Source organism: Bacillus sp. V59.32b (assembly GCF_003429085.1).
In the GTDB taxonomy this organism is placed as follows: domain Bacteria; phylum Bacillota; class Bacilli; order Bacillales; family DSM-1321; genus Peribacillus.
On record NZ_QVTC01000064.1, the window covers coordinates 19,423 to 35,394 of the forward strand.

Genomic DNA, 15,972 nt, shown 5'->3' on the forward strand with positions numbered 1-15,972 from the left:
ATCTAATCTATTACAGGGATTTATAAAAGGACGGCTCTACCATCATAAATGGCAGAACCGTCCTATTATTTTTGCTCCATAAAATCATAAGGCGTTATATTTTCCATCCCAATCATCGGGTCCGTATTTAGTAGCTTCCCTAAATAATTAATCTGCGTATCCTCTTTACGGATCTCCACAGCCGTTGTTTCATCCGCTTCAGCAGGTGTCTCTTTCAGCTTCTCCAATAGCGTCGTTTTTCGTCTTTGCTCATTATCCCTCTCCACCCCGAGCCGGAGCGCCTCTTCCTCACCGCATAAAATTAAAAATTCCTTACTGCGCGTTATCGCTGTATAAATTAAATTTCTGCGCAGCATTCGGTAATAGCTTTTTACCACCGGAAGAATGACGATCGGAAATTCACTTCCCTGGGCTTTATGGATGGAAGTGCAATACGCATGCGTGATCTGGGACAAATCCTGCCTTGTGTATTGCACTTCGATCCCCTCGAAAGAAATAATCAGCTTGTCGACATTATCGGTGTTTTCTTTCGCGAATAAAATCGAGACGATTTCGCCGATATCGCCATTGTATACGCCGCTTTCTGGCTGATTAACCAATTGGAGGACTTTATCGCCAGTCCGATAAGCAAGATCGCCAAATTTGATTTCCCGTTTTTTATTATCGCTGTTGCTGTTGAACACTTCCTGCAGCATCCTATTCAAATTATCAATACCCGCTGGTCCCTTGTACATCGGTGCCAGCACCTGGATATCCTTGGCCGTAAATCCTTTAGTGCGGGCATTCAAGACAACCTTTTCAATAACCTGGGCCATTTGAGCCGTATTACACTTAATAAGAGAACGATCTGCCTGTTGCTTTTCAATATCTTGCGGCAGGGTGCCCCGTTTGATTTCGTGGGCCAATTCGATAATTGACGAGCCTTTTGCCTGCCGATAAATTTGCTCAAGGGCAACAGAAGGTACACTACCGGAAGCAAGCAAATCCTTTAACACCTGTCCCGGACCGACCGATGGAAGCTGATCCTCATCCCCGACCAAAATAACCTGAACATGTTCAGGAAGCGCCTTGAACAGTTGGTGTGCCAGCCACGTATCCACCATCGAAACCTCATCGATGATCACGATTCGGCCGTCGATCGGATTGTCCTCGTCATGCGAGAATCCTTCGCTTCCATTCCAGCCAAGCAGCCGGTGAATCGTGACCGCGGGCAATCCCGTCGATTCGGCCATTCGCTTCGCCGCTCGCCCAGTAGGCGCCGCTAGAATAAACGGGAATGGATCATCCTCATTTTTATAATCGTTAATATCCATCGACACGCCATGGAGTTCGCTGTATAGCTCGACGATTCCCTTAATGACCGTCGTTTTCCCGGTGCCGGGTCCTCCGGTCAAGATCAGCATAGGCGACCCGAGGGCGGTCTGTATCGCTTCCTTTTGGGCAGGGGCGTATTCTACATCAAGCCGCTCTTCCAGCTCACCTAAGGCCAACAGAAACTCTGATTCCGGAAATTGATCCTCGTATTCTGTTTGGGAGAGAATCCGATTGATATTGGTGACGATCCCTTTTTCAGAAAAATAAAGCGAAGGCAGGTACACCCTTTTTTCTTCAACGATGATTTTTCCTTCTTCACCAAGCTTGATGACTTCCTCGGAAACCTCGTTGAATTCAATGCTATCCCGCTTATTTTCTTCAAGCAGTCTTTTTACACTTTCCAAAAGCTGATCGGCCTCAAGATAGACATTTCCTTCTTGAAGGCATTGCGATTCCAATGTATACAGACATGCGGCCTTGATGCGTTCCGGATGGCTTCCGCTTATGCCGAGTTGATATCCGAGCTCGTCGGCCCGGCCAAATCCGACGCCTTCAATGTCCTCGACCAATTTATATGGATTCGTCTGGACCACCGTAATAGTATCCTGTTTGTAAACCTGATAAATCTTCATCGACAGCTGCGGCCCAAAGCCGTATTGGTTGAGCGCTATCATCGCCTGTTCAAGACCCTGGTGTTCAATCAGCGTGTCATACAAGCTTTTTGCCTTTTCCGGTGAAAGCTTCGGAATGCTATCCAAAAGCGAAGGCTGCTCAAGAATCTTCGAAATGGCATTCTCACCAAGCGTTGCCACAATGCCCTCCGCCGTTTTTTTACCGATTCCTTTAAAAAGCTCACTCGAAAGATAGGCAACGATCCCGTCCTTCGACTGCGGCATATCCTTGCGAAAGTGGTCGACATGGAATTGCAGCCCAAAACGAGGATGATCCTTCAGTTGCCCGTAAAAAAAATACGTCTCATCTTCATGGATGCGAGGGAAGTAGCCTGTGACAACAGCTTCCTTTTCGTCATATTTAATATTGGTCTCATCGACGCGAATACGCACAACCGAGTACAAATTTTGCTCATTATGAAAAATCGTCACCAAATGCCGGCCCTTCATAAATGATTTCTCTTCCGAAAACAAGTCCATGGAATCCTGCTGACTCAAACTGCTCCCCTCCTTTCAACTTTTAGTCGCTTTCACACCAGGAGTTAATTTTCCTCCGCTAGCATACTCTCCATCAATCTCTTCCCATTTGCAGCAAGCATATGGTCCGGCTGTGCAGCCAATGCTTTTTCGAAAAATGTTAACGCCGCTTTCGGATCCTCGTGATGCCCGGCATAGGCAACCCCGAGGTTATAGTAAGCATCTGAATGACCCGGATCCTTTTCCACGACGATCATTAGCTGGTTAATCAATTCATCGTACACCTCTGCATGGGCAAGGCAAAGCGCATACTGGAATCTGGCATCAACGTCGTCAGGATTCAATTCAACGCTTCTTTGCAAATAAGGCATCGCAAGCTTCGCCTGGTCCAATTGCAGCAAACTCATGCCAAGCATGAAGTACGCATCACTGTTCTCAAGACCATATCGGATCGCTTTTTCGAACATATCCTTGGCCTCCATTAACTTTTCAGCATCAAAATAAAGATTTCCCAGTGAATAATACGCGGCAGCTGCTTTTTCATCCAGCTCAATGGCTTTTTTATAAAAAATAATCGCCCGGTCCAGCTCGCCTACCGCTGTCAATACATTTCCAAAATTAATATAGGCCACCGGTTCGTTCGGATTTTCCTCGATTTCCTCAGTAAATACCTTAACCGCTTCTTCGTATTTACCTTCTTGCATATATTGAATACCCTGTTGGTTTTTATCCATCGTCGTTCACGCTCCAATTTTTCTATTAAAAAGTATACCATAATGATAAAAAATCCTCAGCCATAATAGCTGAGGACTTGATGTTAACCTACATAAGTTAGTTGCTTGCTGTCTTTGAACACTTCATCAATCGTACCGCCGCCGAGGCATACTTCGCCGTCATAAAAAACAACAGCCTGACCCGGTGTGACCGCGCGGATCGGTTCATCAAAAATCACTTCGGCCGTACCGCCTTCTTTTACTTTAACCGTAACTTTATTATCAGCCTGACGGTAACGGAACTTCGCCGTACACGTAAACTCAGTTCCCGGCGCATGACCTGCAACCCAGCTAACGTTCACAGCATTGATTGAACTTGAATATAGCTTTTCATTATCAAAGCTTTGTCCAACATAGAGAATATTTTTCTTCAAATCTTTGCCGACGACAAACCACGGATCGCCGCTGCCGCCGATACCGAGTCCGTGACGCTGACCGATCGTGTGGTACATTAAGCCATCATGCTTGCCCATTACCTCGCCGTCCAACGTTTCCATGTTCCCCGGCTGTGCTGGCAGATAATTGCTCAAGAACTCTTTGAAGTTTCTTTCGCCGATAAAACAAATACCGGTAGAGTCCTTTTTCGTAGCTGTAGCAAGTCCAGCTTCCTTAGCAATTTCACGAACCTCTTTTTTATCGATCCCGCCAAGCGGGAACATGACTTTACTGAGCTGGTCCTGTGTAAGCTGGTTCAGGAAGTAGGTTTGGTCTTTATTTTCATCGATTCCTCGAAGCATCTTGTAGTCGCCGTCCCGATATTCCACTTGCGCATAGTGCCCGGTCGCCAAATAATCGGCGCCGAGACTGACCGCATGCTCAAGGAAAGCCTTAAACTTAATTTCCTTGTTACACATTACATCTGGATTTGGCGTTCTGCCTGCTTTGTATTCGTCCAAAAAGTAGGTAAACACCTTATCCCAATATTGTTTTTCAAAGTTAACAGCATAATATGGTATGCCGATTTGATTACATACTGCGATTACATCATTGTAATCTTCCGTTGCGGTACAAACACCAAATTCATCGGTGTCATCCCAGTTTTTCATGAAGATTCCCACGACATCGTAGCCCTGGTTCTTCAGCAGAAGGGCTGCAACGGAAGAATCTACTCCACCCGACATGCCGACAACAACGCGGGTGTCTTTTGGTGCTTTATTCATGGCTAACCCCTCCATTTTATTATTTTACAAGTCTGTTTACGATTTTAACCGTTTCTTCGCCTGCTTGTCTGATTTCCTGCTCAGTATTATTCAATCCAAAGCTGAACCGGATCGAATTTTTCGTCCGTTCGGAATCTTTGCCAAACATCGCCACAAGTACATGCGACGGATCGATCGACCCAGCCGTGCATGCGGAACCGCTTGAAACGGAAATGCCCGCTAAATCTAAATTGACAAGCATCGCCTCCACATTCGTCCCCGGAAAACTAACGTTCATCACGTGAGGAAGCGAAGATTCTGGCACTCCATTTACTTCGAAAGCGATGCTTCCTTCTTCAAAAGTGGACAGGAGAAGGCGCTTGAAGCCGCGGAACTCTTCCGACTTTTCATCCATCGTGGCTTGTGCGATTTTGACCGCTTCGGCAAATCCCGCTATCGCCGGGACGCTTTCCGTGCCCGCCCTGCGTTTGCGCTCCTGCTCTCCACCATGAAGATGCGGCTGATGCTTAATTCCTTCTTTTATATACAAAAAGCCAATTCCTTTTGGCCCGTTTATTTTATGTGCCGAAACCGATAAGAGATCGATTCCGAGATCTTTGACATCAATCGGAATCAAGCCGTAAGCCTGTACAGCATCCGTATGAAAAAAAGCCTGATGACCAGAGAGGATGCTGCTAATTTCCCGAATCGGCTGGATTGTTCCGACTTCGTTATTGCCGAATATAACCGAAACAAGGATGGTATCATCTCTAAGCGCAGCCTTTAAGTCATCAATTGAAATAAGCCCATGCTCATCTACCGGCAAATAAGTTACTTCAAAACCTGATTTTTCAAGAAACTTAGCAGTATGAAGAATGGCATGATGTTCGACCAGGGTAGTGATAATGTGCTTTCCTCTGTCCTGATACGCGTTCGCGATCCCAATAAACGCCGTGTTATCAGCTTCCGTTCCACCGCTCGTAAAAATGATTTCATTGCGTATGGCGTTAATGCTTTGGGCAATCGTTTCCCGGGATTCATCGAGAATATGCCGGGCTTCGCGCCCGAATGAGTGAATGCTGGATGGGTTGCCGAAATTCTGCTGCATCACATCCATCATTTTTTCAATGACCTGCGGATGCATGGGCGATGTCGCGGCATGATCCAAATATATACGTTCCACTATTTTGCCTCCAATTAAGGTAACTCACTAAATATAAAACATATAAGAGTCTTGGTCGCCGGTATCTTTGTAATTGGCGAGATCCTCTAACGTCGTATTATCGAGAACTTCCTTAACAGCATCACGGATTCTGATCCATAACTGGCGCTTGACAGGCTCTTCGTCCTCAATGCCTTCTACCGGCGAGATTGGACCTTCAAGTACACGAATGATATCCCCCGATGTAATGCTCTCAGGATCCTTCGCCAGCACATATCCGCCGTAAGCCCCGCGAATACTCTTCACGAGTCCAGCATTTCGTAATGGCGCGATCAATTGCTCCAAGTAATGCTCAGATAAATCATGCGCTTGGGCAATTGTCTTTAATGACGTCGGTCCTTCACCATGATGTTTGGCAAGCTCGATCATAATCGTCAACCCGTACCGTCCCTTAGTCGAAATCTTCATTATTATTACACCTCAAATTTCCTGCTTTATTCCTGGAAAAATCTATATATTAACTTTCATTATCTCTAGGCTGAAAAAAACAAGATTGTCACCATTAGGCTTTTGAAATTATAGCATACAATGCCTGGGAATGCATATCCGGCATCTTCAAGCTGTCCTTGCTGTCGAATCCTCGCTTTTTTTGGAAAAATGATATACTTTTATTATAACATGAAGCTTTTTAAGTTGTTTGTGTGGGTTACTGTGAGTTAGATATTGAAGTTGCAGGTGTGGCCGACTGGTAAAAATTAGTTTCTGCTCGATAAATTGAATTTGTGCTCGATAATTTGGATTTGTGCTCGATTATCCGAGTTTATGCTCGATTATCCGAGTTTATGCTCGATTATCCGAATTTGTGCTCGATTATTCGAATTTGTGCTCGATTATTCGAATTTGTGCTCGATTATCCGGATTTGTGCTCGATCATCTGGATTTGTGCTCGATTATTCGAATTTGTGCTCGATCATCCGAATTTGTGCTCGATCATCCGGATTTGTGCTCGATTATCTGAATTTGTGCTCGATTATACGGATTTGTGCTCGATCATCCGAATTTGTGCTCGATTATCCGGATTTGTGCTCGATCATCCGGATTTGTGCTCGATCATCCGGATTTGTGCTCGATTATCTGAATTTGTGCTTGATTATCTGAATTTGTGCTCGATCATCCGGATTTGTGCTCGATCATCCGGATTTGTGCTCGATTATCCGAATTTGTGCTCGATTATCTGAATTTGTGCTCGATCATCCGAATTTGTGCTCGATTATCCGGATTTGTGCTCGATTATCCGGATTTGTGCTCGATCATCCGAGTTTACGAGCGATTATTCAAATTTGCGAGCGATTGCTAAATTATGTACTCTTACCTTAATTTAAGATAGATTATCAAACCTTTGGAGAGATGTTTCATGACGATTAAACCGCTAGCTTTCCGGATGCGGCCGCGTTCCATTGAGGAAATCATCGGCCAGGAGCATCTGGTAGGCGAAGGAAAAATTATATATAGGATGGTAAAGGCCAAACAGCTATCTTCCATGATTTTATACGGCCCGCCCGGCATTGGAAAAACTTCAATCGCAAGTGCGATTGCCGGCAGCACGCAATTTGCGTTTCGGACGTTGAACGCCGTTACCAATAATAAAAAAGATATGGAAATTGTCGCCCAGGAAGCAAAAATGTCTGGCAAGGTCATCCTGCTTCTCGATGAAGTCCATCGACTTGATAAGGCGAAACAGGATTTTCTGCTACCCTATCTTGAAAACGGGATGATCACGTTAATCGGTGCCACGACAAGCAACCCGTATCATGCGATCAACCCCGCCATTAGGAGCCGGACTCAGATATTTGAGTTGAAGCCACTGGAACCGGAAGATATGGCTACGGCATTGGAAAGAGCCCTTCATGACGAAGAGCGAGGTCTCGGCAAATATCAAACAAAGGTATCCGATGAAGCGATGCGGCATTTCGCATCAGCGGCTAACGGAGATGTCAGAAGCGCTTTGAACGCTTTGGAGCTGGCCATCATTTCGACAGAGCCTGATGAGGAAGGCTTTATAGTCGTAGATTTGAAAACAGCAGAAGAATGCATGCAGAAAAAAAGCTTTTCCCACGACAAAGACGGCGATGCCCATTATGACGTCCTTTCCGCTTTCCAAAAATCAATCCGCGGCAGCGACGTAAATGCGGCTCTCCACTATCTTGGCAGATTGATAGAGGCCGGGGATCTTGTCAGCATCGCCCGAAGGTTAGTTGTGATTGCCTACGAAGACATCGGCCTCGCGAACCCGCAGGCCGGTCCGCGGGCACTCTCGGCAGTGGAAGCGGCCGAGCGCCTCGGCTTCCCTGAAGCAAGGATTCCGCTCGCCAACTCTGTCGTCGAGCTTTGCCTTTCGCCTAAGTCTAACTCGGCCTACACAGCAATGGATGCCGCTCTCGCAGACATTCGCAGCGGCAACAGCGGCGATGTGCCCGACCACCTTAAGGATGCTCATTATAAAGGTGCCAAAGATCTTGGCCGCGGCCTTGATTATCTCTACCCGCATGACTATGAAAACGGCTGGGTGAAGCAACAGTATCTTCCAAACAAAATCAAGAACAAAAAATATTACGAGCCAAAAAAGACTGGGAAATTTGAACAGGCTTTGGCGAGTGTGTATGAAAAAATAGAAGGCTCAGAGTCTAAGAAATAGCTCTGAGCTTTTTTTCGTTTTTATTATATAGTCAAGGTTATTTCCTTTTCATCCGGGATATCAACGAATTGTCCGTTCTGTACTTTATGAAGCTTTATTTTATCTATAGTATTGGGATTCCCGTTTGGACAGATATGGTAAGCATATTTCTTTTGTAAGACATACCTACCTTTATAATTCTTACTTGTCCCTAAAAAAGCGACTCCTTTTGAGCTTTCCACATAGCTGACGATCGTGTCGAGAATGAATTGGTATTCCTTTTGGTCAGCAATTGATTTTGGGATGCCGCCTGTCGCCAATAATACATGGTCCGATCCTTCAATTGCCTGTTTAATCCCATATAAATTAGCAAACAATTCTTTGAAATAAACACTTTCAGATATCCCTTTCACTTTAAATAAAACATCATTTAGCCCAGCCGATTTAGATTCATAGAACGGATAAACATTGACAATGCTAAACTGGCCAACTTTTAAATGTGATAAATCGTTATAAGTCATACTTGCACATTTATTAATAGTTTTATCAGAGTTATGGTGATTAGCCTTACTTGGATTCATCATGATGTAGAGAAATTTATTATTGTAGTTATTTTTTAATTTGGCACTTAAAAGTTTTCTTGAAGAAATCTGGTCATTTACACTTTCTATGATGCACTCAGTTGGCGTTTCAACATAGTCAGGATAAAAAACAGGCAAAAATCCTCACTCCTTTAATAATGAATGAATCATTGTTTTAAGGCTCGCAATTCATGTAATAGAGACTGAAAATCAGCATTTTGTAAAATCTTTTCTCTTGCTTGTGTTGGAATATGTACATATGTCTCTTTTAGGACATCATATTAAGGTTTCTTCTTCTGAGGAGAATAATAGAGGATATAAATAAAAATCTTTCACCAAAATAGCATTATTCAAATAGGCAGATACTAAAATGCGTGCATCGGAAGTTCGAAGATAATCTGTCTTTACACCCTAAGAGACGAACCTTATTGCTTGCGAACAAAATTGCTGAAATCTCGTAGTTTGTATTCAAAGTCTAGTGAAAGAACAGTCTTATCTTCTTCGACTACCTTTGTAACATTTGTATCACTTTTGTTTCTTTCTTTGTTAACGTGTGTGATTGTATTTTTAATTCTTGGGCAACTTCTGAATTTATCATAATGACAGATTCCTTTGCTGCAATTTCTCCTGCAGCCTTATCCCAAAATCTTTTTACCGCCTTTTTATGTTGTCGCCTTAATTCCATTTCTTTCGTTTGGTCTTCGTTTGTTATGTTGGCAGGATAGCGAAAGCAATTTGTATCTGTAAAATATATTCTTGTAACTTGATTTAATTCATTATTTTCCATCCCTATTCCTCAACTTTTTCTGACTCGTCCCATAGCTGAAGGGCCAGTTTGGCAACCTGTTGAGAATTCGAGAACAATTCATCTCGTTTTTGAAGAAAATCCAACCAATTAGGATATGTTCTAAATTGTGCCGATTCAATATGCCAAGTTCCGTTTCCTCCGCCTGGTTGATAGGCAGCGTACTTCCCATTTGCACAATGACGTCTCACAATTTGTGGTGTCAAACCCGTAAGTATTGATACTTCTTTAACAGACAGATATTGGGGAACTTCATCGACTTTATCATTCTTAAAAATACCTTCAATCGCTGCAATTTCTTCTGCTGATAATTCTTCCAGCCCTGACTTTTCTTTCGCTTTCTTCTTCAAGCTTGCGAATTTCCACATATTTCTTTGCGCGATCGGTAGGAATCGATCGTTCCTCTGTTTCGCTAAGCTTTACTTTATTAAGAATTTCACTCATATTTACCATCCTCCTCACCTCCGTTTATCAAATTTAACCTCAAAAAAGAAACTATCGAAACTTTGGAAACTTTTTATTATGTATATTAACCCAAAATAAAAATATTCATTCCAAAATTAATAAGCTCAGCGTCCATGAAATAGACTCTGAGCTTTTTCTATAAATAATAACTTTTAAAACACCTACAACCACTTAACCCTCCGCAGCCGGTTATTCCATATCTTAAAAAAGTAATCACCGTAATCATCGCTTTTGAATAGCTTGATCCCCAAAAATTTCAATGGTGTCCATATTTCCCGCAGGCTGTACAGCGGCATAAACAAATCCCCCAGTTCTTCTATACTTAAATATTATGGTAATAGTGCATGAGAGGGCTTGTCTATATAATCTCATATACAAAAACCGGGCGGATTCTACGCAAAAACATTTTATTCAACAAAACTCCCCATCCGAAATGATCGAATAGGGAGCAAAGGTGTAAATTAAGCGGTTATATCTCTCTTTACAAATGCCATAAAGGAGATGACGTGGAAGATGATGAAGTACACAAGCAGCGTAATCAATGAAAACGCAAGCGTCATCCCCTCTACCATCGGCGAGGTGTCAAAATATTGGTTTAAGTCGACATTGGCAAACAAAAGATATTTCGCCCAGTCAAACTTTATCGCAAGCAGGGATGTTACCGTTCCTCCCATTAATAGAAGGAAGATGGAAATTCCGATTGCGAGCGAGCTGTTTCGGAAGGCTGCCGAAATCATGAATGCCATCGTCGAAAACATCAGAAGACCAACGGACTCTAATAAATAACTGACGATTAAGTGACCAACATGGCTTTTTTCGATGATTTCGCCATCGACGTAAGCCAGATAAGGTGTCGGATCACCCATTCCAAAGAAAATCGCCCCAGAAATAAAGCTCAATACAAATAAAACGGACAGCATTAACAACGAAAACAGCAGTACAACTACGTATTTACTTAATAAGATTTTCACTCTGCTGATGGGCCTGATTAATAATAATTTAATTGTCCCCCAGCTAAATTCGCTGGCAACCATGCCGGCAGCGATAATAATTGCGAAGAGTGCAACGAGATCGACCATCGGAAGCATATCCGTCATGTAAGCCCAGACCGAGTATTCCTGAGTCGGAGGCATATCATGTTCGATACGATATTCATTTTGAGCGATTTCTCTCTCGATATATGCCTTGTTTTGATCGCCAGGCACGGCTTCTACATCCGCTTTCAAAGCCTCGTTCTGATTTTGGAGATTTGTCTTCCAGTTACTGTTCTCTGGCTGATCGGTATTGGAAGTATAAATGATGATTGAAGACGCCAATACTGCCAATGCTATAATAGCAAACATAATATAGGTGGCTTTTCTTTTGAAAATCTTCACCCATTCATTAATAATCAATCCCATTAGGCGACGCCTCCTTTTTCACCGGTGATCTCGAGGAACTTATCTTCGAGTGTTTTATTAAACTTGGAAACTTCATAAATATCAATCTCATTTTCTACCAATTTATTAATCATCTTAGGAATATCAGTCTTCGAGCCATTCAGCTGGATGCTTTGTTTTATAATGGTTAGATCCGCGTCTCCAAATGAACCTTTTAAAACGTCGAAAGCTTTTTGAAGCGGCATTGCGTTTATCAAGTAGGATTGCTTTTCTTCCTTCATGATTTCCCTGACGTTTTGGACGTCGATCATCTTTCCGTTTTGAATGATACCGATTCGGTCACACATCATTTCCATTTCAGAAAGCAGATGACTTGAGACAATTACCGCCATATTCTCCTCACGGGCAAGCTTCTTCAAATAATCACGGATCTCGCGAATCCCGGCAGGATCGAGTCCGTTTGTCGGCTCATCCAAGATCAAAACCTTCGGCCGGTGAAGCAGTGCCTGTGCAAGTCCGAGACGCTGACGCATACCTAATGAATATGTTTTTACCTGCTCTTTAATTCTCTGAGTCAGTCCCACCAACTCGACGACCTCAGCGATTCTTTCCTTAGAAACCCCGCCGGTCATCCGGGCATAATGCTTCAGATTGTCATAGCCGGACATGAATTTATACATTTCCGGGTTCTCGACGATCGCGCCAACGTGCTGTACTGCACCCTCAAAATTCGTTTTTACGCTTTGTCCGTTAATATGGATATCGCCGGAAGTGATCTTCATTAACCCGACAAGCATGCGGATCGTTGTTGTTTTACCGGCACCGTTCGGCCCCAGGAAACCAAAGATCTCCCCTGCGTAGACATCAAAGCTGATTCCATCAATAATCGTTTTGTTTTTGATTTTTTTCGTTACGTTTGACAATGAAACGACTGTTTCCAACTCATACACTCTCCTTTTCTTCACTAAAAAAATCCTTCATCCAGGAAACAACGGATTTGCCTTATTCTTCCCTGACTTGTTCCACTTTTTCGTGAGCAATGAATTTTCCATTTTTTATGACTATCACTTCATCCAGAAGCGTTTCGATTTCGTCGATTTCATGAGTTGTGATGAGTACAGTCTGAGTTTCGAAATCTATGAATGATAGCAGACCCCTTACGATAGATTCCCTGACCATTTGATCGAGTCCCGAGAAAGGTTCATCGAGCAAAATGACAGGAGCTATGCGGGAAAGAGCCAACACGAGCTTCACTCTCCCCCGGTTCCCCTTTGATAAGGAACCAACAAGAGATTTGGGATTTATCCCCATAAACTGTAGCATCTTATCAGCTTTCTGTCTATCAAAATCTGGGAATTGCGAGGCGTTAAAATCAATCGTTTGTTGGACAGAAAAAGGATGATAATAGAAATCCAGCTCAGTCAGGTAGGCGACCTTCTCAGCAATCCGCCGATTTACCGGGCTGCCCTCGACAAGGATCTGGCCTGCATCTGGTTTTACGAGACCGGCGATCATTTTTAACGTCGTCGATTTACCACTGCCGTTCGAGCCCAACAGTCCGTATAAGAACTTGAGGCTGCTAAAGCCACCATCAGTATGAGCCGAAAAGCAACTCCTCCTTATGATAATGCCTGTGTTGAGTCCTTTTTTGCGACTCTGAAGAAAGAATATATTTATAGATTCGTGTTCAGAACGAAAGCGGAAGCCATCGAGGCGATTGACTTTTACATCCAGTTTTACAACAGAAAACGGATGCACTCTACGCTAGGATACGCCAGTCCCATTGAGTATGAAAAGGCGTATGAACAGGCACATCGCCAAGACGCCAAAAAGAACCTAACAACCTCTGCGTGAAGGAACAATTGTTTTTCTAATTTTTCCTTCACGCAGAGGGCTCCAAGCGAAGCGCGGAAGGAAAAAAATACGCCAAATCAAGCCGGATAAGTATCTATTTTATTGACAGAAGTCCAACTTTCGTTTAAATGGTGACCACTTTTGCGTAAATCCCCGATTTTTCCGCTTAAATCAACCTCGGGCCTATCAGCCCCCTAGTAGGAAACATTTCCCCCCTATCATTCTCCAAAAAAATCTATTATTTTTATAGAAACTTGTATATAATTATTCTGTTACAGTATTTTACAGATTAGGAAGGGGCATTTATTATGCCAGCTGAACGAACACGTCAACGAAAGAAAAAGAAAAAATGGCCGAAGATTGTCGGGATTATCTGCTTGCTGCTGCTTGTAGCCGGCGGTGCATATGTATATTCAGTTTATAATTCTTTGACCAATGCGGTTGAAACGATGCATACACCCGTTGATCGGGAGAAATCTGATATAGCTTTTAACAAAAAAGAACCGTTTACCGTATTGATGCTTGGGGTCGATGAAAGGGAAGGGGACAGGGGCCGGTCCGATACGATGATTGTCTTGGCTGTGAACCCTGAAACAAACTCCGTGAAGATGCTGAGCATCCCGCGTGATACACGGACTGAGATTGTGGGTCACGGAACAACGGATAAAATTAATCATGCCTACGCATTCGGCGGTGTGAAAATGGCGATGGACACAGCGGAAAATTTCCTGGACATTCCGATTGATTATTATATGCAAATCAATATGGAAGGGTTTAAGGATATCGTGGATGCTGTCGGCGGGGTAACCGTTAACAACGATCTTGACTTTACATCTGAGGGCGTGCATTTCGCCAAAGGACAAATCACGCTGAACGGTGAAGAAGCTTTGAATTATTCAAGGATGAGAAAGCAGGATGATCGCGGCGATTTTGGACGTCAATTAAGACAGCGCCAAATCATCCAAGCAGTGCTCAAAGAGGGCGCCAGTGTTTCAACCCTGACCAACTATGATGATATTTTTAAAGCCTTAAGCACGAACGTGAAAACGAATTTGACATTTGATGAAATGGTAGATATCCAGCAGAATTACCGGTCGGCTGCAAAGAAAGTGGATCAAATGACGATCGAGTCAACCGGCACAAAGATAAATGGAGTTTATTATGGAATCGTAAGTGATGAAGAAAAACAAAGGGTACAAAAAGAACTGAAAACCCAACTGAAAATAAAGTAAAATAAGCTGTTCAGCTTACGAGCTGAACAGCTTTTTATTATGTTAAAATTCCAATACCGGTCATAATAACCCACCGTTTTACAGCATATTCACGAAACTTCCAAAATCCCTTATACCCCGTACGGAACTTGTAAAACGCTTTTTTGTTTGATTTACACAAAAAAGAGGTATAAATAGATTAAGAAATAATTTACAGTCTATCTAGAAATCTACTACATGGATTATATTCTTAAAAAACATTTTAAGGAGAGATCATGATGAAGATAAAAGCTGGAAGCTGGAGAATGCTAACACAACAGGATAAAATGTTTATTTTAGAAGCAATCAGTACCCTTTCCCAAGTTAAGAGGAGTGCCTAGATGAAAGTATAAAATGGGGTATGACCATTCAAGGCACGAACATACCCCATTCCTTTAATAATTATAATCCCACAGGATCTTCCACTCGTCTTCCTCTTTGACCACGAAGCAGTTTTGCTGAAGGACAAATTTGCCAAAACGGCTATCAAAGGTTTGCGTCACGGGAATTTCATAAACTTCCCTCAATGTCGGCGCCCCGCTCCTCATCTGCCAATGCTTATGTTTCTTTGCGTCCCCCACTTCAAACGTAAACGTGTCCACCTCCATATGCTGCATAAACACATGCCCGCGGTTTTCAATATACTTGCCTTTCTCCGGAAATTGATCATCCATTTCCGAATGAAAAAGCTCCCATGACTTCCCGAACTCTCCAGCCGCTTCATACGTATAAAACTCCTCCACCACTTCTTCGGGTTCATTCTTCAAAAGAAAAAACAAACTCATAATAAGCATGATGGCGATGACAATACCGATTAACATAAGTATGATTTTCCGATTGCGCCTGGCTCTCAAGATGCAGCACTCTCCCCATCCGTGTTTGTACATTTATATGGGAAAAGGACGAAGTTATGTAACTGGTTTAATTAATTGTTCGATGTTCATATAAAAATGATCTTCATTTCGAAGATCATTAAAGTTGTTCATATAAAGGAAAAATAAGTGAAATTTGGTTATGCATGATGCCTGCCTTGATTATCTAATACGCCGGTTAATATATATTTCATATAAACGTAATCATCGAGGTTTTTCTTACTGACCAGCTCCAGCTGAAGAAGGAGATCATTAAGCTGTTCTTTACTTAAATTATCACAAAGCAGGTTAATTGCTTTGGTCTTGCTGATTGTGACCTCCCTAACATTTGACTTGATTTCCATTTCTTTAAAAGGAGAAATATAAATGCCAAGCAGGTCCTTGATCTCATTCGTGGTCAACATATCATCATATTTATAGGTGCTCCCCAATTCACTTTTCCCCTCCTCACCTTTATTTATATTTATTAGGCTCTGTTAAATTCCATTGTTGATTTCCAAATGGTCATGGAATCTACTCGCTTTCCGCGGACGAACTGGCAAGCCTCCTCACTCGT

Annotated in this window: 17 protein-coding genes and 1 pseudogene; 4 read left to right on the forward strand and 14 right to left on the reverse strand. The window is 42.8% G+C overall.

Annotated elements, in window-relative coordinates; genetic code table 11:
* Positions 1-65: 65 nt before the first annotated feature.
* The 5 genes from recD2 to cymR all read right to left on the reverse strand — a co-directional run bounded on the left by recD2 (position 66) and on the right by cymR (position 6,004).
* On the reverse strand, positions 66-2,483 hold the full coding sequence (gene recD2, locus D0463_RS14950; protein ID WP_117308187.1) for an SF1B family DNA helicase RecD2: 2,418 nt from the start codon (positions 2,481-2,483) through the stop codon (positions 66-68).
* A gap of 44 nt (positions 2,484-2,527) precedes the next feature.
* Positions 2,528-3,196 carry a tetratricopeptide repeat protein gene (locus tag D0463_RS14955; protein WP_117308188.1) on the reverse strand — a complete coding sequence of 223 codons (669 nt, stop codon included), beginning with the start codon at positions 3,194-3,196 and terminating at the stop codon, positions 2,528-2,530.
* A gap of 83 nt (positions 3,197-3,279) precedes the next feature.
* A complete protein-coding gene (gene mnmA / locus D0463_RS14960; protein WP_117308189.1) occupies positions 3,280-4,395 on the reverse strand; it encodes a tRNA 2-thiouridine(34) synthase MnmA in 1,116 nt (371 codons plus the stop codon).
* A gap of 19 nt (positions 4,396-4,414) precedes the next feature.
* The gene (locus tag D0463_RS14965) at positions 4,415-5,557 is read right to left on the reverse strand and encodes a cysteine desulfurase family protein (RefSeq protein WP_117308190.1); all 1,143 of its coding nucleotides are present in this window, start codon (positions 5,555-5,557) and stop codon (positions 4,415-4,417) included.
* Positions 5,558-5,584: 27 nt separating this feature from the next.
* Positions 5,585-6,004, reverse strand: coding sequence for a cysteine metabolism transcriptional regulator CymR (gene cymR, locus D0463_RS14970; protein ID WP_117308191.1), 420 nt, complete (start codon positions 6,002-6,004; stop codon positions 5,585-5,587).
* A gap of 314 nt (positions 6,005-6,318) precedes the next feature.
* Here cymR and D0463_RS19220 point away from each other — a divergent pair, with 314 nt between their 5' ends.
* Both D0463_RS19220 and D0463_RS14975 read left to right on the forward strand, forming a co-directional pair.
* Complete coding sequence (locus tag D0463_RS19220) at positions 6,319-6,774, forward strand: hypothetical protein (protein WP_133299578.1); 456 nt, start codon at positions 6,319-6,321, stop codon at positions 6,772-6,774.
* A 182-nt stretch (positions 6,775-6,956) separates the two neighbouring features.
* Complete coding sequence (locus D0463_RS14975; RefSeq protein WP_174234336.1) at positions 6,957-8,231, forward strand: replication-associated recombination protein A; 1,275 nt, start codon at positions 6,957-6,959, stop codon at positions 8,229-8,231.
* A gap of 23 nt (positions 8,232-8,254) precedes the next feature.
* On the opposite strand, the gene D0463_RS14980 is transcribed toward D0463_RS14975, so the two are convergent.
* From D0463_RS14980 to D0463_RS15005, 7 genes are all read right to left on the reverse strand, one after another.
* Positions 8,255-8,929: a DUF1643 domain-containing protein gene (locus D0463_RS14980; protein WP_117308193.1), complete on the reverse strand. Its 675-nt coding sequence runs from the start codon at positions 8,927-8,929 to the stop codon at positions 8,255-8,257.
* 367 nt (positions 8,930-9,296) lie between these two features.
* Positions 9,297-9,578 (reverse strand): PIN domain-containing protein, encoded by a 282-nt coding sequence (locus tag D0463_RS14985; RefSeq protein WP_117308194.1) that lies wholly within the window; start codon positions 9,576-9,578, stop codon positions 9,297-9,299.
* A 2-nt stretch (positions 9,579-9,580) separates the two neighbouring features.
* Positions 9,581-9,946: a hypothetical protein gene (locus tag D0463_RS14990; protein WP_133299579.1), complete on the reverse strand. Its 366-nt coding sequence runs from the start codon at positions 9,944-9,946 to the stop codon at positions 9,581-9,583.
* Positions 9,879-10,040 (reverse strand): hypothetical protein, encoded by a 162-nt coding sequence (locus D0463_RS19475; RefSeq protein WP_160118450.1) that lies wholly within the window; start codon positions 10,038-10,040, stop codon positions 9,879-9,881. Before D0463_RS19475 ends, D0463_RS14990 begins: the two co-directional genes overlap by 68 nt.
* A gap of 482 nt (positions 10,041-10,522) precedes the next feature.
* On the reverse strand, positions 10,523-11,461 hold the full coding sequence (locus D0463_RS14995) for an ABC transporter permease (RefSeq protein WP_117308196.1): 939 nt from the start codon (positions 11,459-11,461) through the stop codon (positions 10,523-10,525).
* Positions 11,461-12,381, reverse strand: a complete 921-nt coding sequence (locus D0463_RS15000) for an ABC transporter ATP-binding protein (RefSeq protein WP_117308197.1) — start codon at positions 12,379-12,381, stop codon at positions 11,461-11,463. The genes D0463_RS14995 and D0463_RS15000 overlap by 1 nt, the downstream gene beginning before the upstream one ends.
* Positions 12,382-12,442: 61 nt before the next feature.
* Positions 12,443-12,994, reverse strand: a complete 552-nt coding sequence (locus D0463_RS15005) for an ATP-binding cassette domain-containing protein (protein WP_254052821.1) — start codon at positions 12,992-12,994, stop codon at positions 12,443-12,445.
* A gap of 33 nt (positions 12,995-13,027) precedes the next feature.
* Between D0463_RS15005 and D0463_RS15010 the strand changes: the two are divergent.
* Positions 13,028-13,294: pseudogene (locus D0463_RS15010) on the forward strand (transposase); the annotation flags it as partial.
* 308 nt (positions 13,295-13,602) lie between these two features.
* Complete coding sequence (gene tagU, locus D0463_RS15015; protein ID WP_117308199.1) at positions 13,603-14,526, forward strand: polyisoprenyl-teichoic acid--peptidoglycan teichoic acid transferase TagU; 924 nt, start codon at positions 13,603-13,605, stop codon at positions 14,524-14,526.
* 413 nt (positions 14,527-14,939) lie between these two features.
* Here the strand turns inward: tagU and D0463_RS15020 are convergent, their stop codons facing one another.
* Together D0463_RS15020 and D0463_RS15025 are read right to left on the reverse strand one after the other, a co-directional pair.
* Positions 14,940-15,398, reverse strand: a complete 459-nt coding sequence (locus D0463_RS15020; RefSeq protein ID WP_117308200.1) for a hypothetical protein — start codon at positions 15,396-15,398, stop codon at positions 14,940-14,942.
* Between the two features lie 158 nt (positions 15,399-15,556).
* Positions 15,557-15,847, reverse strand: coding sequence for a hypothetical protein (locus tag D0463_RS15025; RefSeq protein ID WP_117308201.1), 291 nt, complete (start codon positions 15,845-15,847; stop codon positions 15,557-15,559).
* Positions 15,848-15,972 lie beyond the last annotated feature (125 nt).